Annotated in this window: 22 protein-coding genes and 1 other RNA gene; 19 read left to right on the top strand and 4 right to left on the bottom strand. The window is 67.7% G+C overall.

Translation table 11 applies throughout. The features are described from left to right. Positions 1-80 precede the first annotated feature (80 nt). Positions 81-1,409: an Hsp70 family protein gene (locus J3R73_RS25295; protein WP_307433820.1), complete on the bottom strand. Its 1,329-nt coding sequence runs from the start codon at positions 1,407-1,409 to the stop codon at positions 81-83. Positions 1,410-1,719: 310 nt separating this feature from the next. Here J3R73_RS25295 and J3R73_RS25290 point away from each other — a divergent pair, with 310 nt between their 5' ends. The 8 genes from J3R73_RS25290 to metF all read left to right on the top strand — a co-directional run bounded on the left by J3R73_RS25290 (position 1,720) and on the right by metF (position 9,029). Further along, positions 1,720-2,445, top strand: a complete 726-nt coding sequence (locus J3R73_RS25290) for an SDR family oxidoreductase (RefSeq protein WP_307437680.1) — start codon at positions 1,720-1,722, stop codon at positions 2,443-2,445. A gap of 284 nt (positions 2,446-2,729) precedes the next feature. Next, complete coding sequence (gene tam, locus J3R73_RS25285; protein WP_307433818.1) at positions 2,730-3,500, top strand: trans-aconitate 2-methyltransferase; 771 nt, start codon at positions 2,730-2,732, stop codon at positions 3,498-3,500. A gap of 38 nt (positions 3,501-3,538) precedes the next feature. Continuing rightward, positions 3,539-4,177, top strand: a complete 639-nt coding sequence (locus J3R73_RS25280) for an SGNH/GDSL hydrolase family protein (RefSeq protein WP_307433815.1) — start codon at positions 3,539-3,541, stop codon at positions 4,175-4,177. Between the two features lie 266 nt (positions 4,178-4,443). Then, positions 4,444-5,526, top strand: a complete 1,083-nt coding sequence (locus tag J3R73_RS25275; protein WP_307433813.1) for a 3-deoxy-7-phosphoheptulonate synthase — start codon at positions 4,444-4,446, stop codon at positions 5,524-5,526. Positions 5,527-5,644: 118 nt separating this feature from the next. After that, positions 5,645-6,274 carry a LysE family translocator gene (locus J3R73_RS25270; RefSeq protein WP_307433811.1) on the top strand — a complete coding sequence of 210 codons (630 nt, stop codon included), beginning with the start codon at positions 5,645-5,647 and terminating at the stop codon, positions 6,272-6,274. Further along, on the top strand, positions 6,271-6,885 hold the full coding sequence (locus tag J3R73_RS25265) for an MOSC domain-containing protein (RefSeq protein WP_307433809.1): 615 nt from the start codon (positions 6,271-6,273) through the stop codon (positions 6,883-6,885). The genes J3R73_RS25270 and J3R73_RS25265 overlap by 4 nt, the downstream gene beginning before the upstream one ends. A gap of 240 nt (positions 6,886-7,125) precedes the next feature. Next, positions 7,126-8,136, top strand: coding sequence for an ArsR/SmtB family transcription factor (locus J3R73_RS25260; RefSeq protein ID WP_307433807.1), 1,011 nt, complete (start codon positions 7,126-7,128; stop codon positions 8,134-8,136). Then, on the top strand, positions 8,136-9,029 hold the full coding sequence (gene metF / locus J3R73_RS25255; protein WP_307433805.1) for a methylenetetrahydrofolate reductase [NAD(P)H]: 894 nt from the start codon (positions 8,136-8,138) through the stop codon (positions 9,027-9,029). The genes J3R73_RS25260 and metF overlap by 1 nt, the downstream gene beginning before the upstream one ends. Before the next feature lie 106 nt (positions 9,030-9,135). Here the strand turns inward: metF and J3R73_RS25250 are convergent, their stop codons facing one another. Further along, complete coding sequence (locus J3R73_RS25250; protein ID WP_307433803.1) at positions 9,136-9,843, bottom strand: B3/B4 domain-containing protein; 708 nt, start codon at positions 9,841-9,843, stop codon at positions 9,136-9,138. Between the two features lie 5 nt (positions 9,844-9,848). After that, positions 9,849-10,652, bottom strand: a complete 804-nt coding sequence (dapB, locus tag J3R73_RS25245; protein ID WP_307433801.1) for a 4-hydroxy-tetrahydrodipicolinate reductase — start codon at positions 10,650-10,652, stop codon at positions 9,849-9,851. A gap of 145 nt (positions 10,653-10,797) precedes the next feature. Between dapB and J3R73_RS25240 the strand changes: the two genes are divergently transcribed. The 3 genes from J3R73_RS25240 (at position 10,798) to J3R73_RS25230 (ending at position 12,484) form a co-directional block, all read left to right on the top strand. Further along, positions 10,798-11,568, top strand: a complete 771-nt coding sequence (locus J3R73_RS25240; RefSeq protein WP_307433799.1) for an N-acetylmuramoyl-L-alanine amidase — start codon at positions 10,798-10,800, stop codon at positions 11,566-11,568. A 142-nt stretch (positions 11,569-11,710) separates the two neighbouring features. Continuing rightward, an RNA gene (rnpB, locus tag J3R73_RS25235) (RNase P RNA component class A) lies at positions 11,711-12,132 on the top strand. 97 nt (positions 12,133-12,229) lie between these two features. Beyond that, the gene (locus J3R73_RS25230; RefSeq protein ID WP_307433797.1) at positions 12,230-12,484 is read left to right on the top strand and encodes a GlsB/YeaQ/YmgE family stress response membrane protein; all 255 of its coding nucleotides are present in this window, start codon (positions 12,230-12,232) and stop codon (positions 12,482-12,484) included. 64 nt (positions 12,485-12,548) lie between these two features. Here the strand turns inward: J3R73_RS25230 and J3R73_RS25225 are convergent, their stop codons facing one another. Beyond that, positions 12,549-13,571, bottom strand: a complete 1,023-nt coding sequence (locus J3R73_RS25225; protein WP_307433795.1) for a DUF4424 family protein — start codon at positions 13,569-13,571, stop codon at positions 12,549-12,551. Between the two features lie 561 nt (positions 13,572-14,132). Between J3R73_RS25225 and rsmH the strand changes: the two genes are divergently transcribed. The 8 genes from rsmH (at position 14,133) to murG (ending at position 24,046) form a co-directional block, all read left to right on the top strand. After that, positions 14,133-15,158 carry a 16S rRNA (cytosine(1402)-N(4))-methyltransferase RsmH gene (gene rsmH / locus J3R73_RS25220; RefSeq protein ID WP_307433793.1) on the top strand — a complete coding sequence of 342 codons (1,026 nt, stop codon included), beginning with the start codon at positions 14,133-14,135 and terminating at the stop codon, positions 15,156-15,158. Continuing rightward, entirely contained in the window at positions 15,155-15,520 is a 366-nt protein-coding gene (gene ftsL, locus J3R73_RS25215; RefSeq protein WP_307433791.1) for a cell division protein FtsL, read from the top strand. The genes rsmH and ftsL overlap by 4 nt, the downstream gene beginning before the upstream one ends. After that, positions 15,517-17,367, top strand: coding sequence for a peptidoglycan D,D-transpeptidase FtsI family protein (locus J3R73_RS25210; RefSeq protein ID WP_307433789.1), 1,851 nt, complete (start codon positions 15,517-15,519; stop codon positions 17,365-17,367). Before ftsL ends, J3R73_RS25210 begins: the two co-directional genes overlap by 4 nt. A 58-nt stretch (positions 17,368-17,425) precedes the next feature. Beyond that, a complete protein-coding gene (locus tag J3R73_RS25205) occupies positions 17,426-18,874 on the top strand; it encodes a UDP-N-acetylmuramoyl-L-alanyl-D-glutamate--2,6-diaminopimelate ligase (protein ID WP_370880005.1) in 1,449 nt (482 codons plus the stop codon). A 92-nt stretch (positions 18,875-18,966) separates the two neighbouring features. Then, positions 18,967-20,091, top strand: coding sequence for a phospho-N-acetylmuramoyl-pentapeptide-transferase (mraY, locus tag J3R73_RS25200; protein WP_307433787.1), 1,125 nt, complete (start codon positions 18,967-18,969; stop codon positions 20,089-20,091). A gap of 2 nt (positions 20,092-20,093) precedes the next feature. Beyond that, positions 20,094-21,491, top strand: coding sequence for a UDP-N-acetylmuramoyl-L-alanine--D-glutamate ligase (murD, locus tag J3R73_RS25195; RefSeq protein WP_307433785.1), 1,398 nt, complete (start codon positions 20,094-20,096; stop codon positions 21,489-21,491). Between the two features lie 294 nt (positions 21,492-21,785). Then, entirely contained in the window at positions 21,786-22,958 is a 1,173-nt protein-coding gene (locus J3R73_RS25190) for an FtsW/RodA/SpoVE family cell cycle protein (RefSeq protein ID WP_307433783.1), read from the top strand. Beyond that, the gene (gene murG / locus J3R73_RS25185; protein ID WP_307433781.1) at positions 22,955-24,046 is read left to right on the top strand and encodes an undecaprenyldiphospho-muramoylpentapeptide beta-N-acetylglucosaminyltransferase; all 1,092 of its coding nucleotides are present in this window, start codon (positions 22,955-22,957) and stop codon (positions 24,044-24,046) included. The genes J3R73_RS25190 and murG overlap by 4 nt, the downstream gene beginning before the upstream one ends. The last annotated feature ends 18 nt before the right edge of the window (positions 24,047-24,064 follow it).

Raw genomic sequence — 24,064 nt, 5'->3', positions numbered from 1 at the left:
GGTCGCACCCTTCCGGGCAAAGTTGGCGCATATGGACATCCGGTCCGCCGCCGGGCCGGTCCGGAGACGGGCACAGCTGTTCACGCAGCCCAGCGCTGCCTCTGCGCATCCTGGCCGATCAGGGCCAGGCCGTACGCGATCGATTCGAACTGGTCGGTGGAGACGAGGCGCTCCTCGCCGAAGCGTTCGGCGAAGAGGCGGCGGATGGCCGGCACGAAGGACGTGCCGCCGGTGAGGAACACCCGTTCGATCTCGCGGGCCGGCGTCGCCGAGCGGGCGAGCACCTCGTCCACCGCCGTCTCGATCTTCGCGACATCGGGGGCGATCCAGCGCTCGAAATCCTTGCGCTTGATGGTGGCGCGGATGTCGATGTCGCCGCCGGTGAATTCGAAGGCGGCCTCGTCCTGGCTGGATAGCGCGATCTTGGCCTTGGACACCGCGCTGTAGAGCGCGAATCCCATGTCGAATTCGATGATCTCGATGAATTTCTCGAGCTTTTCCGGTTCGATCGCCGTCCGCGCCAGATCCCGAAGCCCCTTGAGATCGCCGTTCGACTTCATCATCGCGAGCTGATGCCAGCGGGCGAGGTTGGCGTAATAATGGTTGGGGATCGCCAGTTCCTTGTCGAAGGAACGGAAGCGCGAGCCCTTGCCGAGGCGGGGCGAGACGATGCGGTCGACGATCGAGTAGTCGAACGCGTCGCCGGCGATGCCGACGCCGGCATGGCCGAGCGGCTCGGCGCGGAGCCGGCCGGCGGCCTGCTCGAAGCGCATGACGGAGAAGTCGCTCGTGCCCCCGCCGAAGTCGGCGACGAGGACGGTGGCGTCGCGCTTCAGGTTGCGGGCGTAGAAGAAGGCGGCGCCGACCGGCTCGTAGACATAGGTCGGCTCCCTCACGCCCAGTCGTTCGAAGGCGCTTCGGTAACGCTGCATGGCCAGGGCATCGTCCGGCTGGCGCCCGGCGAACGTCACCGGGCGGCCGATGACGATGTTGGAGGAGGAAAGGTCGAGCCTGGCATCCGCATGCCGGACCAGGGTCCGCAGGAAGGCGGCGAGCAGGTCCTCGAACTGGTAGCGCTCGCGGAAGATGCGCGTCTCGTGGAAGGTCGCGCTGGCGGCGAAGGTCTTGAACGACTGGATGAAGCGCAGCGCCGTGCTGCCGTCGAGGAACTGGTCGATCGCCCAGGGGCCGCCCTCGACCCGGGTGGCCAGGCCGCCCTTCTCCCGGTCTTCCCAGAAGCACAGGGCGGTGATGAAGCCCTTGGATATCGTGCCGTCGTGATCGAACGCCAGCGCCTCCGCCTGGCCGTCCCCGTGGGCGAAGGCGACCACGGTATTGCTGGTGCCGAAATCGATGCCGATCGAGACCGGCTGAGCGTTTGAGGGCGCAGGGGCGTAGTCCGGCGGCATGGTGGTTCCTCGGGCGGAGAAGGGCCGGCGGGCTTAGCCCAGATGAGGGGCGAACGCCAGCCTCCTGACGTGCCGGCATCGCTTCGGCGGCGGGAGGCCGCGATGCCTCGGCGCCTTCGTCTCCGGCAAGGGGCCGTCCGATCCGGCCCGCCGACGGTGCCGACGGCGGATGTTGAAGAGAGACGCGAAATATCGTTTCGTCATCGATATGGGGACGTTGCCTGCGACCGCCTGAGTCGGGCGGCCGCGCAAGATCCTTGCCTTGCGTCGCCTCGCGGCGGGAGGAGAGGACGATTTGATGGAGGAAGCGATGGAGTTTGCCGGCGAGCGCATCGTCGTGACGGGCGCGACCAAGGGAATCGGACGGGCGACCGCCCTTCTTCTGGCCAAGCGGGGGGCGAATGTCGTCGCGGTCGGCCGCGACCGCAACGATCTGGAGAGCCTCGCGGAGGAGATCGGCGCCGAGACTCATGCCGTGGATTTCACCGATCCGGCCGCCGTCCGCATCGTGGCGCAGGCGATCCAGCCGATCGACCGTCTCGTCAACAATGCGGGCACGACCACCCTGCAGTCCTTTGTCGAGACCACGGTCGAGGCGTTCCAGGACCTGATGGCCGTCAACGTCATCGCGGCGATGATCTTCGGGCAGGAGACGGCGAAGAGCCTGATCGCCCGTGGCCGGAAGGGGGCGATCGTCAACGTGTCCAGCATCTCCTCCAGCCTCGGCTTCGCCGATCACGCTTCCTATTGCGCCAGCAAGGGGGCATTGGATTCGCTCACCACGGTGATGGCGAACGAACTCGGCCGCCAGGGCATCCGGGTCAATGCGGTCAATCCCACCGTCGTGCTGACGCCGATGGCCCTGAAGGCGTGGAGCGATCCGGCGAAGGCCGGCCCCATGCTGCAGCGCATTCCGCTCGGCCGCTTCGTCCAGCCGGAGGAGGTCGCCGAGGCGATTGCCTATCTTCTCGGCGACGGCGCCGCCATGGTGAACGGCGCGACGCTGCCGGTCGATGGCGGTTTCCTGATCAATTGACGCGGCAGGCGCGGGGATGCCGCCCTGCGTCTCTTTCATGGTACATGTACTGTTGCCAAGAGCGGGCGGGGACGCCCATAGGGCGCCAAGACAAGGCGATTTTGGCCCATAACGGTCCAGGATTTGTCATTGCAGGGCTCGTCCCGGCAATCCAGCGGGCCGCAAGCCGCCATGCCGCACGAAGTCTGGATAGCCGGGACAAGCGCGGGTATGACAAAACAGCGCCTCCTCCTCTTATCTCAGCGCCTATGGGCGGGGACGCCCGCGCTCTCAGGAAATGCCCCATGTCCGACTGGAACCCCACCCTCTATCTGCGTTTCGAGGACGAACGCACGCGCCCCGCACTCGAGCTTCTCGGCCGCGTGCCGCTCGACACCGTCACCCGCGCCGTCGATCTCGGCTGCGGCCCGGGCAACTCGACCGAACTCCTCGCCCGGCGCTGGCCGGATGCTGATGTTCTCGGCGTCGACACCTCCGACGCCATGCTGGCGGAAGCCGGCAAGCGCCTTCCCGGCGCTCGATTCGAGAAGGGCGACGCCGCGAGCTGGCAGGCCGCCGCCGCCCCGGATCTCATCTTCGCCAATGCCGTGATGCAATGGGTGCCGGGCCATGCTGCCTTGCTGCCGCGTCTCCTCGGCCAGACCGCACCCGGCGGCGTTCTCGCCATTCAGGTACCCGACAATCTCGACGAGGCTTCGCACCGCCTGATGCGAGAGACGGCGGGGGAGGGGCCGTGGGCCGCCAAGCTCGGCGACGCTGCGGCCCTGCGCGACCGCATTCCGCCGGCGGGAGCGTATTACGACCAGCTTGCCGGCCATGCCACGCTGATCGATATCTGGCGGACCACCTATTACCACGTGCTCGACGATGCCGCCGCGATCGTCTCCTGGGTGCGCGCGACCGGGCTCCGGCCCTTCCTCGATCCGCTCGACGAGGCAGAGAAGGCCGGGTTCATCACCGATTATACCGCCCGGATCGCAAAGGCCTATCCAGCGCGGGCGGACGGCAAGGTGCTGCTCGCCTTTCCGCGTCTGTTCATCGTGGCGAAGCGGTAGGGCGACGAGCGAAAACACCATCCAAGGAGGATCGAGCCATGAAGAACGTCCTGTGTTTCGGCGATTCCAACACCTATGGCACGCCGCCGGCGACCGGTCCGGACGATGCGCGGCGGTATGACGGGAGGACACGCTGGCCGGGCGTGATGCGCAAGATCCTCGGCCATTCCTGGCATGTCATCGAGGAAGGCCTGCCAGGCCGCACCACCATCCGGGACGACCTCATCGAGGGCGATTTCAAGAACGGGCGCCGCTACCTCGCCGCCTGCCTCGAAAGCCACCGTCCGCTCGACGTCATCGTCCTCAATCTCGGCACCAACGACCTCAAGGCCCGCTTCGGCTCGCCGCCGGAGGATGTCGCGGCCGGCGTCGACATCCTTGCGGGCATCATCGCGGCGACGCCCAATCTGGGAAATCCGCCTGCCAGGCTGCTGATCGTCTGTCCGCCGCCGATCCTGCTCGCCGGCTTCCTGGGGGTGATGTTCGCCGGGGGCGTCGAGAAGTCCAAGGCGCTGCCGCCGCTCTATGAGGCGGTGGCGCGCCGGCACGGTGCCGAGTTCCTCGACGCGGGCACGCTGGTGTCCGTGAGCCCGGTCGACGGCATCCATTACGACAAGGCCGCGCATCGCATTCTCGGCGAGGCGATCGCCGGCAAGGTGCAGGAGATGGTGCCCTGACCGGCACGGAAACGCGATGGGTGCAGAAAGGGACGGCCTTCGCAAAAGACAGGTGACAAACCTTTCTTTCCCACCTATATGCACGCCATGATCCTTGCAACCGCCCCCTATTTTTATTGGTACTTTGGCTTTCGCAGGCCGCTGGCGGAAGTAGGGGTGCGCTCGATCTGAAGATTGAAGCAAATCAAGTCCCGAACAACCGCCAGCCCATCTGGCGGTTTTTTTGTGCCGCCAGCGGGACCCCAGTCCATCCAGGGAAACCAGCCATGTTGAGCACCACCGACGACCTTCGTATCCGTGAAATCAAGGCCTTGAGCACGCCCGCCGAGGTGATGCGCGAATATCCGCGCACGATCGAGGCGACCCGCACCGTTTCCGCCTCGCGGGCCGGCGTCCATGCGATCCTCAAGGGCGCGGACGACCGCCTTGTCGTGGTGGTCGGCCCCTGCTCGATCCACGACCCCGTGGCGGCCATGGACTATGCCGGACGCCTCGCCGACTTGCGTCGCCGCCTCTCGCCCTCGCTCGAGATCATCATGCGGGTCTATTTCGAGAAACCCCGTACCACCGTGGGCTGGAAGGGGCTGATCAACGATCCCGACCTCGACGGCAGCTTCCAGATCGACAAGGGCCTGCGGATCGGCCGCCACCTCCTGCTCGACATCAACAATCTCGGCCTGCCCGCCGCCTGCGAATTCCTGGACATGACGACGCCCCAATATATCGCCGACCTCGTGGCCTGGGCGGCGATCGGGGCGCGCACCACCGAGAGCCAGATCCATCGCGAGCTCGCCTCGGGCCTGAGCTGTCCGGTCGGCTTCAAGAACGGCACGGACGGCAATGTCCGCATCGCCGTCGACGCCGTGCGCTCGGCCTCCCAGCCGCATCACTTCATGGCGGTGACGAAGGACGGCCTGTCGGCGATCGCCTCGACCACGGGCAACGAGGACTGCCACATCATCCTGCGCGGCGGCAAGGCGCCGAACTACGATGCGGCGAGTGTCGATGCAGCCTGTGCCGAGGTCGCCAAGTCCGGCCTGTCCCCGGTGGTGATGATCGATGCCAGCCACGCCAACAGTTCCAAGAAGCCCGAGAACCAGCCGCTGGTGATGGACGACATCGGCGGCCAGGTCGCGGCGGGCGACAACCGCATCATCGGCGTGATGATCGAGAGCAACCTGGTGGCCGGCCGCCAGGACCAGGTGCCGGGCCAGCCGCTGGTCTATGGCCAGAGCATCACGGATGGCTGCATCGGCTGGGACGCCACGGTCGAGGTGCTGGAGCGCCTGGCCGCCGCCGTCGAACAGCGGCGCGTCGCCAACCGCAGCGCGGCGAGGCTCGGCGCCTGAGCCTGAAGCGGCTCAAGCCGGCGTCCCAAGCGCAGGACGCCGGCCGTCAACGGCCTGATTCGGCCTTGCAATCCGCCACGAGCCGTGGATTGCTCGGCGCTCGCTCCGGAGCAGCAGCATGGCCCTCGATCACTGGCTCGCCTTCGTCGCCGCCTCGGCGGTGCTCCTCGCCATTCCCGGGCCTACCGTCCTGCTGGTGATTTCCTATGCGCTCGGCCACGGCCGGCGCTCGGCAGGCGCCACGGTCGCAGGCGTGGCACTCGGCGATTTCACGGCGATGACGGCCTCGATGCTCGGTCTCGGCGCCCTGCTCGCCACATCGGCGGCGATCTTCACGGCGCTCAAATGGATCGGCGCCGCCTATCTGATCTATCTCGGCGTCAAGCTGTGGCGCGCGCCGGTCTCGGGTGCTTCCGGTGCGCCGGCGGCCGGGAAGGCGAGCCGGGCCGGCCGGATCTTCCTGCATGCCTATGTGGTGACGGCGCTCAATCCCAAGAGCATCCTCTTCTTCGTGGCGTTCCTGCCGCAATTCCTCGATGCCGGCCGGCCATTGGCGATGCAAATGGCGATCTTCGAGGCGACCTTCCTCGTTCTCGCCACGCTGAATGCCGGCCTCTACGCCGCGATGGCCTCGATGGCGCGCACGACGATCCGCAGGCCCACCGTGCAGCGGGCCGTCAATCGTACCGGCGGCGCGCTGATGATCGGCGCCGGGGTGCTGGCGGCGGGCTGGAAGAGGGCGGCATGACCGCGTCCGACCAGCCCCAGCCGGCGGGAGACATCGCCGTCACGCCGGTGATCAAGCGCAAGGGCAGGGTGGCCGCGGTCGCCGCCGCGTCCGGCATGGCGATCGGGGCGCAAGCGGTGCCGGCGCTCGAAGTGACGCATGAAGGCATTCCGGGCGACCGCCATGCCGGCTTCCTCCGGCCCGCCGACGTGCGCGTGCCCTGGTTCCAGCGAGGCGAGCCGATCCACAACGAGCGCCAGGTCTCGATCGTCTCGGTCGAGGAGCTCGCCGTCATCGCCGCCAATCTCGGCATCGACCATGTCGAACCGGAATGGCTCGGGGCCAACCTCGCCGTGGAAGGCCTGCCCCGCTTCTCCTTCATCCCGCGCGGCACCCGCCTGTTCTTTCCCTCCGGCGCGGTGCTGGCGGTGACCGACCAGAACGCGCCGTGCCGGATCGCGGGGGCCGAGGTCGCGAGGCATTGCGGCGGCAAGGACGGGCTGGCCCTGCGTTTCTCCGCCGCCGCCAAGCGCCTGCGCGGCGTCGTCGCCCATGTGGACCGTCCCGGCGCGATTCGCGTCGGCGAGGCGTTCCACATCCGCGTGCCCGAGCAATGGGTGTGGTGCGGATAGATCGGCGCGGCGAGCCATTCGCGCCCCCGCTTTTCCTTGATCCGAAGCCGGGCCGGCTGCCCGTGAGAAGCCCGGTCAGCACGGGAAGCGGGTGCTTGGCCTATGCCGGGTGCCGATGAGCGGATGCCGCCGTGCCCGTGAGGTCGCCCCTGCGCATCATGTCGTCGCTTGCACAACAAAATTCTTGCCTCTCCCCGAGAATGATATAAAGATATCTTTATGTGATTTTTGGGCACGCGGATGGCGACTCTCGCTCCTTTCGATACGGTCCTGACGGCGCTCAAGGCGGCGGGCGAGCCCACGCGCCTGCGCCTTCTGGCCATTCTCGCCGAAGGCGAGCTGAACGTGACGGATCTGACGGAGATCCTCGGGCAGTCGCAGCCGCGCATCTCGCGCCACCTCAAGCTGCTGGTCGAGGCGGGGCTGGTGGAGCGGATCCGGGAAGGGGCCTGGGCCTTCTTCAAGCTCGCCGAAACCACGCAGAAATCGGAAATCTTCATGCAGATCCTTACCGGCCTCGACCGCAGCGATCGCGTCTTGGCGCGTGACCGGTCGCGCCTCGTCGAAGTGCGGCGCTCGCGGGCCGCGATCGCCGCGGATTATTTCCGCGCCCATGCCGAGGATTGGGACCGTATCCGCGCGCTGCATGCCTCGGATGAGGCGGTGGAAGCCGCGTTGCGGGACGAGATCGGCACTCGGCCGGTGCAGGCGCTGCTCGACATCGGCACCGGTACCGGGCGCATGCTCGAACTGTTCGCGCCGCTCGCCGTCCGTGCCGTCGGTGTCGATGCGAGCGCGGAAATGCTGGCGGTCGCCCGCGCCAATCTCGAGCGCAGCGGCGTCCGCAATGCGGTGGTGCGCCAGGGCGACCTTTTCGCCCTGCCGGTGGAGGCCGGGGCCTACGACCTCGTCATCATCCACCAGGTGCTGCATTATCTCGACGACGGTGCGAGGGCCTTGCGCGAGGTGGCGCGGGCGCTGCGCCCCGGCGGGCGACTGGTGATCGTCGATTTCGCGCCGCACGAACTCGAATTCCTGCGCGAGGACTTCGCCCATCGCCGCCTCGGCTTCGCCCGGGAGACGATCGAGCACTGGTTCGAGGCGGCGCATCTCGAGCCGGCGGGATGGCGAATGGTCGAGGCGGCGGAGAAGCCTTCGGGCATTCCCGCCCGACTCACCGTTTCGATCTGGACGGGGCGCGATCCGCGCCGGGTTTCGGACAGGATCTCGATTGGCCGGGAGGTGGCGTGATGGCCGGGCATGCATTGCCTTCGCGCGGTGGCATCCGCGTTTCCTTTGAATTCTTTCCCCCCAAGAACGACGAGGCGGAGGCGGCCTTGTGGGAGGCGGTCGAACGTCTCGCTCCGCTCGATCCGCTCTTCGCTTCGGTGACCTATGGGGCCGGCGGTTCGACGCGCGAGCGCACCCACGACACCGTGGCCCGCATGGTACGCGAGACGGCGATCCATCCGGCCGCGCACTTGACCTGCGTCGGTGCGACGCGGGACGAGGTCGATGCCGTGATCCGCTCCTATGCCGAGGTCGGCGTGCGCCATATCGTGGCGCTGCGCGGCGATCCGCCAGCGGGCGTCGGTGCCCGCTATGAACCGCATCCGGGCGGATACGCCCATTCGGCCGACCTGGTCGCGGGCATCAAGGCCCTCGGCGACTTCGAGGTCTCGGTCTCCGCCTATCCGGAAAAGCACCCGGAGAGCCCCTCGCTCGCCTTCGACATCGACATCCTCAAGGCCAAGGTCGATGCTGGCGCGACGCGGGCCATCACCCAGTTCTTCTTCGACAACGAGCATTATCTGCGCTTCATCGACCGCGTGCGCGAGGCGGGTATCGACATTCCGATCGTGCCCGGCATCGTGCCGGTGCAGAATTTCAGGCAGGTGAAGAGCTTCGCCGAACGCTGCGGCACCAGCGTGCCCAAGCGGCTCGCCGATCGTTTCGAAGGCCTGGACGACGACGTCGCCACCCGCAAGCTGGTGGCAGCCGCTGTGGCGGCCGAGCAGGTCTTCGACCTCGTCGACCGCGGCGTCAGCGATTTCCACTTCTACACGATGAACAAGGCGGACCTCGTCTACGCGATCTGCCACCTGCTGGGCCTGAGGCCGCGCGTCGAACGCGCGGCGGCATAGAGCGGGGCTCCCGGGTGCGCGGACGTCCCGTCCGCTCTTCCGACCCGCGAACGCAGCGTTTCCAAGAGCGGACGGGACGTCCGCGCACCCGGGGATCGGTCTCCCGTCATCCGATCGCGATTCGGGGGGTCTGCGCATCGGCATAGCCGATCCGCACATCCGCGCCGCACTGATGCGCCAGTAGGCCGGCCAGCTCCCCTACGGCGGCTTCGAGGTCGCCCCAGCCATTGGCCTGCACGGTGATCAGCGCGCGCCTGGTCTCCGTCGTGATAGCCGAGCGCATGTCCTGCCGCCAGTTCCAGCGCCGGCACAGGACGTGGCGCGTATCGGCGAGCACGACCTCGCCGTCCTTGGGCGGATCGTTCGGATCCTCGCCCGCCTCCGCGCCCATGTCGAGGAAGGTGTCGCCCGGCCGCGAAAAGCGGAAGGCAACCGGGGGCGCGATCCTGTCGAGGTCGTCGGCGCCGACGCAGAAGCCGTGCGCCAGCGAGACGGCGTTGTAGATGTCGACGAAGCTGTTGATCCGCGGCAGGCCGTCGCCGGCGATCACCCGCTTGAGCAGCCGTTCCACCGAGGATCGATAGCTCGTCTTCTTGATGCCGAAGCCCTTATAGGCGCTTCGCCAGGCCGCGACGCCGGGAATGGCGGACAGTTCGATACCGGCATGACGGGCGCGGCTGGCCGCTTCCATGGCGTGGATGGCGCCGTCGAGTTCTTCGGATCGGTCCTGGCCGATGCTCAGCCTCTCGGCCACGAGCACCGCGACGCGAAAATCGGGAAAGCGCTGCGTCAGTTCGGCGATCGAGAGTTCCATGTCGCTCAGTCGATGAGGTTGTCGAGGCCGCGCACGAGGCCGGTGATGCCCATGACGCGGCGGATGGCGAGAAGCGTGCCGGCGACGTAGGGTGCGGCGGACGAGCCCGCATCGTGCCGGATGGTCAGCCTTTCGTCGGGAAGTCCGAACAGCGCCTCGCAGGAGAGGACGTAGGAGGGCAGCCGCAAGGCGTGCACCTGCACGCCCGGCGCCTCGCCGACCGCCGCGCCCCGCGTGCCGGGAACGCCCGTGACCTCGCCGGCCGGCCTCGCCGTCGACGTGCCGCGGATGCCGGCGAGGGCTTCCGCGAGCTCGCGCGCCGTGCCCGAAGGCGCGTCCGGCTTCCTGGCGCCGGCATAATCGATGATTTCGACATCGGGCACGTAGCGGGCGGCCATGAGGGCGAAGCGCTTGAGCAGGGTGGCGGTGATCGAGAAATTGCCGGCCGCGACGACGCCGAGCCCCTGCGCCGCCGCCGCCGCTTCGATCTCGGCATAGTCGGCCGCGCCGAGGCCCGAGGTGCCCACGACGACGCGCCGTCCGGCCGCCACGGCGGCGAGCACATGCGCTTTCACCGCATCGGGCTTGGTGTAATCGACCACCACGTCCGAGGGCGCCTCCAGGGCTTCGGCGAGACTGGAGGCGATGGTCACGCCGACCGGCGCGATGCCCACCGCCGCGCCGGCATCCTGGCCTGCCGCCCGGCGCGAGACCGCGCCGGCGAGGACGAGGCCGTCCGCCGCCGCGATGGCGGGAACCAGCGCCTTGCCCACCCAGCCGGTCGAGCCGGCAACCACCACACGGATCATGATCTCATCCCTACCTTGCGACTCCCCAACGAACTGATAAAATGAATCGGCACATCGCTTCAAGCTTTTGCGTTCTTTGCGCTTTTCGGGCGCTGCCTCCACGGTGGCGCCGTCGATCCTCCGGCGCCTCACCTGGCTTCGACCCGTGACCTCACCCGACAGTCCCGTTGCCCGCCGGTTCCTCGCCTCGCCCAATCACGGCGAGCGCCTCGATATCGCGGGACCGCATCTGCTGATCCTGCATTATACCGGCATGCGCGACAGCGATGCCGCGCTCGCGAGGCTGGCGGATCCCGCCGCCGAGGTCTCGTGCCATTATTTCGTCTCCGAAGCCGGGGAGGTGGTGCAGATGGTGCCGGAGAGCCGGCGCGCCTGGCATGCCGGGAAGGCCGTCTGGGAAGGGGCCGACGACGTCAACTCCCGTTCCCTCGGCATCGAGATCGCCAATCCCGGCCATGACTGGGGCTACCCGGATTTTCCGCCGGCGCAGATGGCTGCCGTCGGAGCGCTCTGCATCGATATCGTCGCGCGTCACGGCATCGCCCCGCAGCACGTGCTCGGCCATTCCGACGTGGCCCCGCTTCGCAAGGCCGATCCCGGCGAGAAGTTCGACTGGGCTGGCCTCGCCGCCAGGGGAGTGGGCCTGTTCGTTCCGCCGTCTCCGATCACCGGCGGCCGGTTCTTTTCGCCCGGCGAAGCCGGCCAGCCCATCGAGGCGCTGCAGGCGATGTTCTCGCTCTACGGCTACGGCATCGGCCTGACCGGTGTCTACGACGCGCTGACGGAAGCCGTGGTGCGGGCCTTCCAGCGCCATTTCCGGCCGGCGCTCGTCGACGGCATCTGCGACATGTCGACCATCGGGACGTTGCGGGCGCTGATCATCGCGCGGGACGATCTCTCCGGCGCCGCCATGTGATATTTCGCACAGCACGCCGGAGCGCCCGCTGGCAGATATCGGTGCGAATGGTCTTCCATTCCTCCAGGACATCACTGGCCGGCGCACTGCGCCGGCCTTTTTCTTTGTTGACGCTGAGGGCGTATCAGGTCAGACAGAGCCGTCAGCTGGCTGGGCGGCCGCTGTTCCAAGGCCAAGGCCCGCGGTTCGCCACGGCTCTTCGCTCTCGGAATGGAGGAAAGTCCGGGCTCCACGGAAATAGGGTGCCGGATAACGTCCGGCGGGGGCGACCTTAGGGAAAGCGCCACAGAAAGCAAACCGCCCCGGCATGCCGGGGTAAGGGTGAAAGGGTGCGGTAAGAGCGCACCGCGCTGGCGGTAACGTCAGCGGCACGGCAAGCCCCACCCGGAGCAAGACCGAATAGGGACGACCGCGACGATCTTCGGATGCGTCGAAGCGTATCTCCGCGCTGTCGTCCGGGTTGGTTGCGTTGAGGCCGCCGGTGACGGCGGTCCCAGATGAATGGCCGCCACGTCCGCAGCGATGCGGGCCCCACAGAACCCGGCTTACAGGCCAGCTGGCACTTCCTCATTCGACCGGGCCGCTTCTTGTCCGAGTCGCTTCTTGTCTTTGTCGCGAATCATCGCCAGATTGCGGCCGATCTCGAACAGGGTTAGCCAGCATGAGTATCGTCGGTACCATCCTCATCGGCTTCATCGCCGGCCTGATCGCGCGTTTTCTGTCGCCAGGTCCCAACAATCCCAGCGGTTTCATCCTGACGACGATTCTGGGCATCGTGGGCGCCGCCCTCGCGACCTGGCTCGGCCAGCAGGTCGGGTGGTATCACCTCGGCGAGCGTGCCGGTTTCCTGGGCGCCGTCGTGGGTGCGATCATCGTGCTCCTGATCTGGCGGATGTTCACGCGCGACACGATATAGGCGCAGCCCATCCTGCGCGCTTGCGGCTGGCGGGAGCGTCGGGAGTTCCCTGTACGCCAAGGGCTCACCGCCCGGCATGATTATCGAGGATCAGGACATCGATATTGCGGTCCGGCGTGTAACGGGTCCGCGTCAGCTCGAAGCGGGTGCCGTCGATACGCTTGATGCCCTCGCCGCAAAAAGAGACCAGGTTGTCCGGAAAGGCCTTGTCGACGACGAGACGGAAACGGCCGATCTGTTGCCCGCGCGCGATGGCATAGCCGAAATAGAGCTGCCTGGCCTGGGACGGGGGCGCCGTCGTGCCACCTTGCAGGCCGGCGGCGACCCGCTTCGTCAGCAGGTCCGCCGCTTTCAGGAAGCCGGGATTGGTGCAGTATTTCTTCTGATACTGGGCGAGGGACTCGCCGGTCAGGCTGCCCTTGCCGAAGAAGATGCCGGGCGTGAAGCCGACGCTCGGCGTATAGCTCTGCTCGACGACGACTTCCTTCCCGGCCGGAAACGCCTGCTGCCAGTGAAAGCGCGAGCGCAGGGTCCATCGGGCCGATACCTCGCCGCCTTCGGCGCCGGCATAGCCCGGATCCGTCAGCCGCCGCCGGTCGTCGGCTCCGAGCCGCCGGAGGGCGGCTTTCGTGGCCTCGCCGACCGGCAGCAGGGGAACGGCGAGCTGGCCGAGGAGATCGGTTATCGGGGTCTGCACGCCGCCGCCCGATGCGAAGACCGCCTGCTGCTCCAGGGACGGCTCGACGGGCTGGCCGTCGACCTTCGTCCGGAGGCCGAGGAAATTCGGCGAGGCCGGATCGGGAATGTTCACCGCCATGCCTTCCTCGCCTGTGACGTCGGGCATGGGAAAGGCGATCGTGACGACGAGGTCGTGGTCCGCAGGATTGAAGAAGCGGTAGGAAACCCGCACCTGGCTGGCCGAGAGGTAGAGGTCCTCGGAGCGCAGCTCGACCTGATCGGCTCCCTCGATCACCAGGCCGCCCGCATCGATATTGCCGACCGGTTCCTCGGCGAAGGCGGCGCCGACGGGGGGAAGAACGAGGACGAGCGCCGCGCTGCAAAGAAGCAACCGAGCGGAAATGGGCATCTTGGAACGTGCTCCTCGCCTGTTGATCCGGTCAGCCCCCGCCTGTCGGCACGGCGGTCCGTCGAACCGGCAGTTCCCGTCCGCGGCAGGGCGGACGCAAACCGTTCGATTCTTGTCCGGGCAATGTCAGCTATGGACGAATTCGTCGGTCTTTACCACGCGGCGAAACCGCTTTCGACCGGGGGAGCCCTGGGCTCGGCACATGAGGTCGCTCTTGCCGTTAGGGAATTTTTGCCGGCCGGGGAGCGGATGCGAACCGTTCGTTAACCGTCGTGCCCGTTAATGAACGGGAGTATCGGGGTCCGTCTTCGGCAGGGTTGGAGCCGGATGAAATCGGCTTGGCCCGGCGAAATGGTCATCCGGTTTCATTCGGCGATTCCTGCCTTCGTGGCGGCGATTGGAGGGCGGATGAAGGTGCAGATCGCGGCGGGTCGAAAGGCTTGCATTCCGAATACCCTGCCTCCGCATCGAGAATGCACCTGTCCGCCCGGCGCTGAGCGCTGACGACGGAACGTCCGCCCGGGCCATGCCTGCCTTTGATTTCGCCTGTTCGAGAACCCGATGTCCGCCATTCCCACCTCTTCCAACGACGTGCCTGCGCATGTGCCGGTGATGCTCGCCGAGGTGCTTGCGGCCCTGGCGCCGGCCGCCGGGGAGGGCTTCATCGACGGGACCTTCGGGGCCGGCGGCTATACGCGCGCGATTCTCGCCGCCGCGCCGGACACCCGTGTCGTGGCGATCGACCGCGACCGCCGGGCCGTGACCGACGGCATGGCTCTCGTCTCGGAGATGAAGGGGCGCCTCACCCTGGTCGAGGACCGCTTCTCCAATCTCGAAGGCGTGGCGCCCATGCTGGGCGAAGGAGGGGTGGACGGCATCGTGCTCGATATCGGCGTTTCCTCGATGCAGCTCGACCAGGCCGAGCGCGGCTTCTCCTTCCGCAGGGACGGGCCGCTCGACATGCGCATGTCGAACACGGGCGCGAGTGCCGCCGACCTGATCGCGACGCTGCCCCAGGAGGCCTTGGCCCGCATCTTCCAGGTGCTGGGGGAGGAACGCCGGGCCGGCGCGCTCGCCCGCGCCATCGTGACCGACCGCGCCGCCACGCCGTTCCTGCGCACCAGCCAGCTCGCCGAACTCTGCGCGCGGGTGATCCGCAGCCGGCCGGGCGAGATCCATCCGGCGACGCGTGCCTTCCAGGCCCTGCGCATCGCCGTCAACGGCGAGCTCGAGGAGTTGGGACTGGCGCTGCTTGCCGCCGAACGCGTGCTCAAGCCCGGCGGGAGGCTGGTCGTCGTCACCTTTCATTCGCTCGAAGACCGTATCGTGAAGACCTTCTTCGCGGATCGCACCCGCAGCCAGGCAGGCGGGTCGCGCCACGCGCCGGAACTTTCGGTGCCGTCGCCGACCTTCGTCCAGGCGAGCCGCAATCCGCTCGCGGCGTCGGCCGAGGAGGCGTCGGCCAATCCGCGGGCGCGCTCGGCAAAATTGCGCTTCGGCACGCGGACCGCCGCGCCGGCGCGCGATACCGGCACCGGCTTCCTCGGCCTGCCCGACATCCATGTTCAATCCGGGAGGGGCCGATGACGCGCATCCTCAATCTGGTCCTGATCTGCCTCCTGGTGGCATCGGCGATCGGCGTCTATTCGATCAAATACGAGGCGACGCTGCAGGCTGAGAAGGTTGCCAAGCTGCGTCGCAGCATCGAGGCCGAGCAGCGGGCGATCGAAGGGCTGCGCGCCGAATGGGCCTATATGAGCCAGCCGCATCGGGTGGACGACCTCGCGCGCCGCCATCTCGACCTGGTGCCGATGAGGATCACCCAGGTGGTCGGCGCCGGCGACCTGCCGGAGAAGGTCCCGGTCGGCGACCAGATCGCCCAGAAGCTGCAGGTGCTCGGGCTCGGTGCGACGCCTGCCGCGCCGCAAGTGACGGGAGCGACGCAATGAGGCGGGGCGGCGCACTGGAAGAAGAGGTCGACGCGGTCGATGCCTCGGATGCTCCTGCCGCGGGAGACGCCCCGGCGGCCGAGCTCCATCCCGAAAAGGTCGACGAGGCGCCCGCGGCCAGGAAGCCGCCGGCGCGCAGGCGGCTCAGCAAGCTCCAGAAGAGCGCGAGCCGCATCGTGCTCATCGTGCTGGCCTTCGTCTGCATCTATGTCGCCATCCTGGCGCGGCTGACCCAGTTCGGCACCACGCCCGACCAGCAATATGACGCCCGGCGCTCGGCTGCCGACCAGCTCGCCGCGGCCCGTCCCGACATCATCGATCGCGCGGGGCGCGTGCTGGCGACCGACATCCAGGTGCCCTCGCTCTATGCTGAGCCCAAGAAGATCATCGATGTCGACGAGGCGACCGAACTGCTCACGGCGGTGATGCCGGATCTCAATGCGCGGGATCTGCGCGAGAAGCTTTCGTCCAGGAAGGGATTCATCTGGCTCAAGCGCGAGATCACGCCGGAACAGCAGGCTCAGATCTACAAGCTCGGCCTGCCGGGCATCGGCTTCCTGATGGAGAACAAGCGGGTCTATCCCAACGGCTCGACCCTGAGCCATGTGCTCGGCGGGGTGAACATCGACAATCAGGGCATCGCCGGGATCGAGAAATATATCGACAACAAGCGCGGCCTGAGCACGCTGCAGGCCCTCGGCTATGCCTCCAATGCGAGCGACATGAAGCCGATCCAGCTCTCCATCGATCTTCGTGCCCAGAACGTCCTGCACGATGAACTGACGCAGGGCATGGAGCATTTTCACGCCAGGGCAGGGGCCGGCGCGATCATGGACGTCAATACCGGCGAAGTGGTCTCGCTGGTGTCGCTGCCCGACTTCGACCCCAACAATCCCGCCGATGCCCTCGATCCCAACAAGATCAACCGCATCAATGTCGGCGTGTTCGAGATGGGATCCACCTTCAAGGCGCTGACGCTGGCGATGGCGATCGAGTCGGGCCGGTTCACCACCAATTCGATGCTCGATGCCCGCACCAGCCTGCATTACGGCCGTTTCACCATCACCGACTATCACGCCCAGCATCGCATGCTGAGCCTGCCGGAGGTCTTCACCTATTCCTCGAACATCGGTTCGGCCCGCATGGCCCTGGCGCTCGGGGTGCCGGCACACAAGGCGTTCCTGAAGATGATGGGCCAGGAGACGCGCCTGGTCACCGAACTGCCCGAAAGCGCCATGCCGCTCGTTCCCGCTCGCTGGACCGACATCAACACGGTGACGATCGCCTTCGGCCACGGCATCGCCGTGGCGCCGCTCCAGGCGATGATGGCCGTCGGCGCCATGATGAACGGCGGCCACCTCATCAAGCCGACCTTCCTCGTCCGCAGCGCCGAGGAGGCCATGGCCACGGCCAAGACGGTGCTCAAGCCGCATACCTCGGACGTGATGCGCTACATCCTGCGGCTCAACGCGACCATCGGATCGGCCAAGAAGGCGGATATTCCGGGCCTGCAGGTCGGCGGCAAGACCGGCACGGCCGAGAAGAACTTCAACGGGCGCTATGTGCATGACCGCCTGTTCACCACCTTCATGGCGGTGTTTCCGTTCGACAAGCCGAAATATCTCATTCTCGTGGTCTATGACGAGCCGAAGGGGTTGCCCGAGACCTATGGCTACGCGACGGCTGCGTGGAATGCGGGCGTCACCACGGGCAAGGTGGTGGAGCGCGTGGCGCCGATCCTCGGCGTCGAGCCCCGTTTCCAGGAGATTCCGAACAACCCGCCGGCCCTCTACGCGCCCAAGGACCAGGATCATCCGCTGCCCTGGCTGAATCCGCAGCAGGGATGACGTCCGCCTCCGAATGCGCTAGCTGTGCCAACCATTTTCCGCCACCGGAGTGTTCGACGTGAGCCAGCCCCCTGCCAGCCTTCCGCTGTCGGCGTTGCTGCCCGGCGGCGACGAGACGCCGATCCGCGGCATCACGGCGGATTCGCGGCAGGTGAAGCCGGGCTACCTGTTCGTCGCCATTCCCGGCTCCAGGGGGGACGGCCTCGCCTATGTCCCCCAGGCCCTCGCCGCCGGGGCGGCGGCCATCGTGGCGGAGCGGGAGGTGGACCTGGACCGGCGGGCGGTCGCCGTCCGGGTCTCCGATGCGCGGCTGGCCCTGAGCCGTATCGCGAGCGTTTTCTATCCGCGCCAGCCCGCCACCATCGCAGCCGTCACCGGTACGAGCGGCAAGACGTCGGTAGCCGCCTTCGTGCGGCAGATCTGGACGAGGCTCGGCCACAGCGCGGCGTCGATCGGCACCGTCGGCGTGGTGGCCCCCTGGGGGGAGACCTATGGCTCGCTGACGACGCCCGATCCCGTCGAACTCCATCGCCTCGTCGACGACCTGGCCGGCAGGGGCATCACCCATCTCGCGCTGGAGGCGTCCTCGCACGGGCTCGACCAACACCGCCTCGACGGCTTGCGGCTCGCCGCCGGCGGGTTCACCAATCTGTCGCGCGACCATCTCGACTATCATGCGAGCCTCGAGGCCTATCGGGACGCCAAGCTGCGTCTGTTTCGCGACCTGCTGCCTCCCGGGGCCGGCGCCGTGGTCGAAGCCGACCATCCCGACGGCCGGTATTTCATCGAGGCGAGCCGCGACAAGGGCCTCGACCTACTGACGGTCGGCGAGGCCGGCGAGGGACTGCGCCTGGCCTCGGTGCGCATCGAGGGCTTCGCGCAGCATCTCGTCCTGAAGCATCGGGGCAGGTCCTATCCGGTGAGGCTGCCGCTCGCCGGCCGCTTCCAGGTCGAGAACGCGCTCGTCGCCGCAGGGCTCTGCCTGGTCACCGGCGCCGAGCCGGCCGGCGTGTTCGCCGCCCTGGAGCACCTGGAGGGCGCCAAGGGCCGGCTCGACCTCGTCGGCACGCCCGGGGGGGCGCTGGTGCTGGTGGACTATGCCCATAAGCCGGATGCGCTGGAAAAGGCGCTGGAGACGCTCCGGCCCTTCGCCAGGAGGCGCCTGGTGGTGGTCTTCGGCTGCGGGGGGGACCGCGACCCCGGCAAGCGCCCGATGATGGGCGCCATCGCGGCACGCCTGGCCGACACGGTGATCGTCACGGACGACAATCCGCGCAGCGAGGACCCCGCCTCGATCCGGGCCGCCATCCTGGCGCAGGCGCCGGGCGCGGTCGAGATCGCGGACCGGCGCGAGGCCATCGAAACTGCCGTGCGCGATCTCGCCGACGGCGACGTCCTGCTCATCGCCGGAAAGGGACACGAGCCCGGGCAGATCGTCGGCGCGACGGTGCTGCCCTTCTCCGATCACGACGTGGCCCGGGCCGCGATCAACCGCAGATTGTCTTGACGGCAGGCGAGGCGGCGAACGCCTTGGTGTAACTTCATCCGACGACATTATCGATTCGGCGTCGAGAGGCCCGAAGGTTTGAGAGGATTTTCATGTTCTATTTGCTGAGCCGTTTCAGCGAACATTTCGAGCTTCTCAATGTTTTTCGCTACATCACGTTTCGGACCGGCGGCGCGATCGCGACGGCGCTCCTCTTCGTGTTCTTCTTCGGACCGTGGACGATCTCCTGGCTCCGCCTGAAGCAGGGCAGGGGGCAACCGATCCGCGACGACGGCCCGCAATCGCACCTGTCGAAGCGCGGCACGCCGACCATGGGCGGGCTGATGATCCTGTCCGGCCTGTGCTTTTCGGTGCTGCTGTGGGGCAATCTCGCCAACCCCTATGTCTGGGCGGTGCTGCTGGTCACGCTCGGTTTCGGGGCGATCGGCTTCTATGACGACTATCTGAAGGTGACCAAGCAGAGCCACAAGGGCTTCTCCGGCAAGGCACGCCTCTCCGTCGAGTTCGCCGTCGCCGGCGTCGCGGTGATCGTGATGTCCGAAGTCGGAGGCGCCCATTATCTCGGCGGCCTGCTGAGCGCCGACGCGGAGACGAACCGCCTCGCGACCTCCGTGGCCTTTCCCTTCTTCAAGGACCTCCTGCTCAACCTGTCCTATTTCTTCATCGCCTTCGGGGCCTTCATCATCGTCGGCTTCGGCAACGCCGTGAACCTGACCGACGGCCTCGACGGCCTCGCCATCGTGCCGGTGATGGTGGCGGCGGCCAGCTTCGGCTTCATCGCCTATCTCGCCGGCAATGCGATGTTCTCCAATTATCTGCAGATCCATTTCGTCCCCGGGACCGGTGAGCTGGCGGTGATCTGCGGGGCGATGATCGGAGCGGGGCTCGGTTTCCTGTGGTTCAACGCGCCGCCGGCCCAGATCTTCATGGGCGACACCGGCTCCCTGGCGCTCGGCGGCCTGCTCGGCTCGGTCGCGGTCGCCACCAAGCACGAGATCGTGCTGCTGGTCGTCGGCGGCCTCTTCGTCGCCGAGACATTGTCGGTGATCATCCAGGTCGTGTCCTTCCGCTATACCGGCAGGCGGGTGTTCAAGATGGCGCCGATCCACCATCATTTCGAGCAGCTGGGCTGGAAGGAGCCGCAGGTGGTCGTGCGCTTCTGGATCATTGCCGTCGTCCTCGCCCTGCTGGGCCTCGCCACGCTGAAGCTGAGATAGACATGACGCCGATCACCTGCTTCGGCGACCAGACGGTCGCCGTCTTCGGCCTGGGCGGCTCGGGCCTGGCCACCGCTCTCGCCCTCGCGGCCGGCGGCGCCAAGCCCATGGTCTGGGACGACAGTGCCACCAGGAACGCCGAAGCCGAGGCGAAGGGACTCGCGGCGCGCCATCCCGAAAGCCTCGACTGGTCCTCTCTCGCCGCGCTGGTGCTGTCTCCCGGCGTGCCGCTCACCCATCCCCAGCCGCATTGGGTCGTGAAGCTCGCGCAGAGCCACGGCGTCGAGGTGATCGGCGATATCGAGCTCTTCGTGCGCCAGCGGCGCCTGCAGGCGCCCGGCGCGCCTTTCGTCGCCATCACCGGCACCAACGGCAAATCGACGACGACCGCCCTCGTCGCCCATCTCTTCGCCTCTGCCGGCCGCGACGTGCAGCTCGGCGGCAATATCGGCACCGCCATTCTCTCGCTCGAGGCGCCGTCGCCGGATCGCGTCCACGTCGTCGAATGCTCGTCCTTCCAGATCGACCTGGCGCCGAGCATCGATCCTTCGATCGCCATTCTCCTCAACGTCACGGAAGACCATCTCGACCGCCACGGCACCATGGAGCGCTACGCCGCGATCAAGGCGCGGCTGGTCGCCGGCGCAAAGACCGCGATCGTCGGCGTCGACGACCCCTGGTGCGCGGCGATCGCCGACGACATCGAGCGCAAGGGCGGGGACCTCATCCGCATCTCCGTCGAGAGGCCTCTGGCTGACGGGGTCTATGCCATCGGCGAAACCCTCTATTCGGCCGAGGCCGGGCGGGCGGCGAAGGTCGCCTCGCTCGAGGGCATCGGCTCCCTGCGCGGCGCCCACAACGCCCAGAATGCCTGCGCCGCCCTCGCTGCCGCCCGCGCGGGCGGCCTGAGCCTGGCGCAGATCCAGGCGGGCATGGCGCGCTTTCCGGGCCTGGCCCACCGCATGGAACAGGTCGGCCGGCTGGGACAGGTGCTGTTCGTCAATGATTCCAAGGCCACCAACGCGGATGCGGCCGCCAAGGCGCTGGCCTCCTTCGACACGGTGTTCTGGATCGCCGGCGGCAAGGCGAAGACGGGAGGCATCGCCTCGCTCGCCGATTATTTCCCCAGGATCCGCAAGGCCTATCTCATCGGGGCGGCGACGGAGGAATTCGCGGCGACGCTGGAGGGCCGGGTGCCGGTGGTGCGTGCCGAAACCATCGAGAAGGCGGTGCCCATGGCCGCTGCCGACGCCGCGGCTTCTGGCCTTTCCAAGCCCGTCGTGCTGCTGTCGCCCGCCTGCGCCTCCCTCGACCAGTTCCGCAATTTCGAGGAGCGGGGCAGGGCCTTCTCGCGAGCCGTGCTCGGTATACCGGGCGTGGTTCCGTTCGCGCCGACGTGAGGGCTGGACACCGTTGTCCGAGGATAGACCGCAACGGTTTCAGATTGAACCGAGCCCGTCATTCCGGCTGACCTGGTGCCGTGGTTTCGAGAGCGCATCGTCAATGCCGAATAGCCGAATGCCCGTCTGACTTCGCGGGCACCTCCCTCAATGTCGCCGGCCTATCGCAACCGGCCCTCGCGCACCTTCGGCCGGCAAGGCCTTGCTTTCGTTCGTCACCGCCGACTTAACCCTTCCTCAACCGTAAGGGAGCATCACTGGGCGACCCCGCTTCAGCTCACGGATGTCCCCCGCATGGCCTCCCGCACCGAACGTTCGGCCTTCAATTCCTGGTGGTGGACCGTCGATCGGTTGATGCTGGTGACGATCCTCGCGCTGATGCTGATCGGCATCGTGCTCCTGCTCGCGGCGAGCCCTGCGGTGGCCGAGCGGATCGGCATCCACGACATGTTCCATTTCGTCAACCGGCAGGCGATCCTGATTCCGCCGGCGCTCGCGATCATGGTCGGGGTCTCCTTCCTCTCGCCCCGCTCGATCCGGCGCCTGGCGCTGGCGGTGTTCCTCGTCTCGATCATGCTGGTGGTGGCGACGCTGCTGTTCGGCGCGGAGATCAAGGGGTCGAGGCGGTGGATCGTCGGCATCCAGCCTTCGGAGTTCCTCAAGCCGGCCTTCGTCATCCTCGCGGCATGGCTGTTCTCCGAAAACGTCAAGCGGCCCGATGTGCCCGGCAACATCCTCGCCATCCTCCTGCTCGCCTGGTCGGCGGGACTTCTGATCATGCAGCCGGACTTCGGGCAGACCATGCTGATCTCGATCGTATGGGGCGCGCTGTTCTTCATGGCGGGGCTGCACTGGTTCTGGATGGTCGGCCTCGGCGGCGTCGGCGCCGGCGGCATTCTCCTGGCGTATCAGTTCATCCCCCACGTCACGGCCCGAATAGATCGCTTCCTCAGCCCGGAAGGGGCCGATACCTTCCAGGTCGACACCGCGAGGGACGCCTTCCTCAGCGGCGGCTGGTTCGGCAAGGGGCCGGGCGAGGGCACCTACAAGCTCATCCTGCCGGACTGCCATACGGACTTCATCATCGCGGTGACGGGCGAGGAATTCGGCCTGCTGTTCGTCATGGTTCTCGTCGGGATGTTCGCGCTCATCGTGTTGCGGGGGCTGTGGCACGCCTACCGCCTCGAGGACCCGTTCTGCCGCTTCGCCACCGCCGGCCTCACCCTCCTGTTCGGGCTTCAATCCACCATCAATCTCATGGTCAACCTCCATATGGTGCCCGCCAAGGGCATGACGCTGCCCTTCATCTCCTATGGCGGCTCCTCGCTGATCTCCGTCGCCTACGGCATGGGCATGGTGCTCGCGCTGACGCGCCGGCGGCCCCGCACCGACATGATCGCGAGCGCGTTCAGCTTCCGCGACCGCCAGCGCGGCGCGACGGTCGCCGGCGTCGGACTGACGTCATGAGCGGCAAGGTCATTCTGTTGTGCGCCGGTGGTACCGGCGGCCATCTGTTCCCCGCCGAAGCCCTGGCCGGGGCGCTGGCGCCGCGCGGCTATGTCATCGACCTGGCGACAGACGAGCGCGGCGTGCCCTATACCGGCAATTTTCCGGCGCGCCAGATCCATGCCATCCCGTCCGAGACGGTGCGCTCGCGCTCGCCGTCGGCCATGGCCAACACGCTGTGGAAGCTGGGGAGCGGCACCTTCTCGGCCTGGCGCATGCTGGGGCGGGTCAGGCCGGCCGTCGTGGTCGGCTTCGGCGGCTATCCCACCGTGCCGCCGCTGGTCGCCGCCGGCTGGCGCGGGATCCCGACCCTCATCCACGAGCAGAACGCGGTGATGGGCCGCGCCAACCGCATGCTGGCCTCGCGCGTCACGCGGATCGCCACCGGCTTTCCGGAGGTCGCCATGGTGGAGGCGTCTGCGCGGCCCAAGCTCGTCCATACCGGCAATCCGGTGCGTCCCGCCGTGCTGGAGGCCGCCAGGGTGCCGTTTCCGGCCGGCACCGAGCGCCTGCGTCTCCTGGTGTTCGGCGGCAGCCAGGGCGCCCGCGTGATGTCCGAGATCGTTCCGGCCGCCATCGGCCTGCTCGAGCCCGCTCTGCGCGGGAAGCTCGACATCGTGCAGCAGGCTCGCGAGGAGGACCTCGACCGCGTGCGGGCCACCTATGCGGGCCTCGGCGTGCGGGCGGAGGTCGCCCCCTTCTTCACCGACCTGCCGGCGCGCATGGCGGCGGCTCATCTGGTCATCGCCCGTGGCGGCGCCTCGACCGTCGCCGAGCTGACCGTGATCGGCCGCCCCTCCATCCTGGTGCCGCTTCCCGGCGCGCTGGACCAGGATCAGGCGGCCAATGCCAGGTCGGTCGCTGCGGTCGGCGGCGCGCGGGTGGTGATGCAGGCCGCCTTCACGCCCGACGCGCTCGCCGCGGACCTCGCAGCCCTGTTCGCCGATCCGGCCGGGCTCGCCGCGATGGCGCAGAATGCCCGCAGGACCGGTTTCCCGGATGCGGCGGAGAGGCTGGCCGAATGCGTGGTCCGGCTCGCTGCCGTGTGAACGCGCGCCGTTCCCGCG

The sequence above is a fragment of the Labrys monachus genome (genome assembly GCF_030814655.1).
In the GTDB taxonomy this organism is placed as follows: Bacteria; Pseudomonadota; Alphaproteobacteria; order Rhizobiales; family Labraceae; genus Labrys; species Labrys monacha.
Note: the sequence above shows the minus strand (reverse complement) of the source record. Positions and strands in the feature narration are given on the sequence as shown.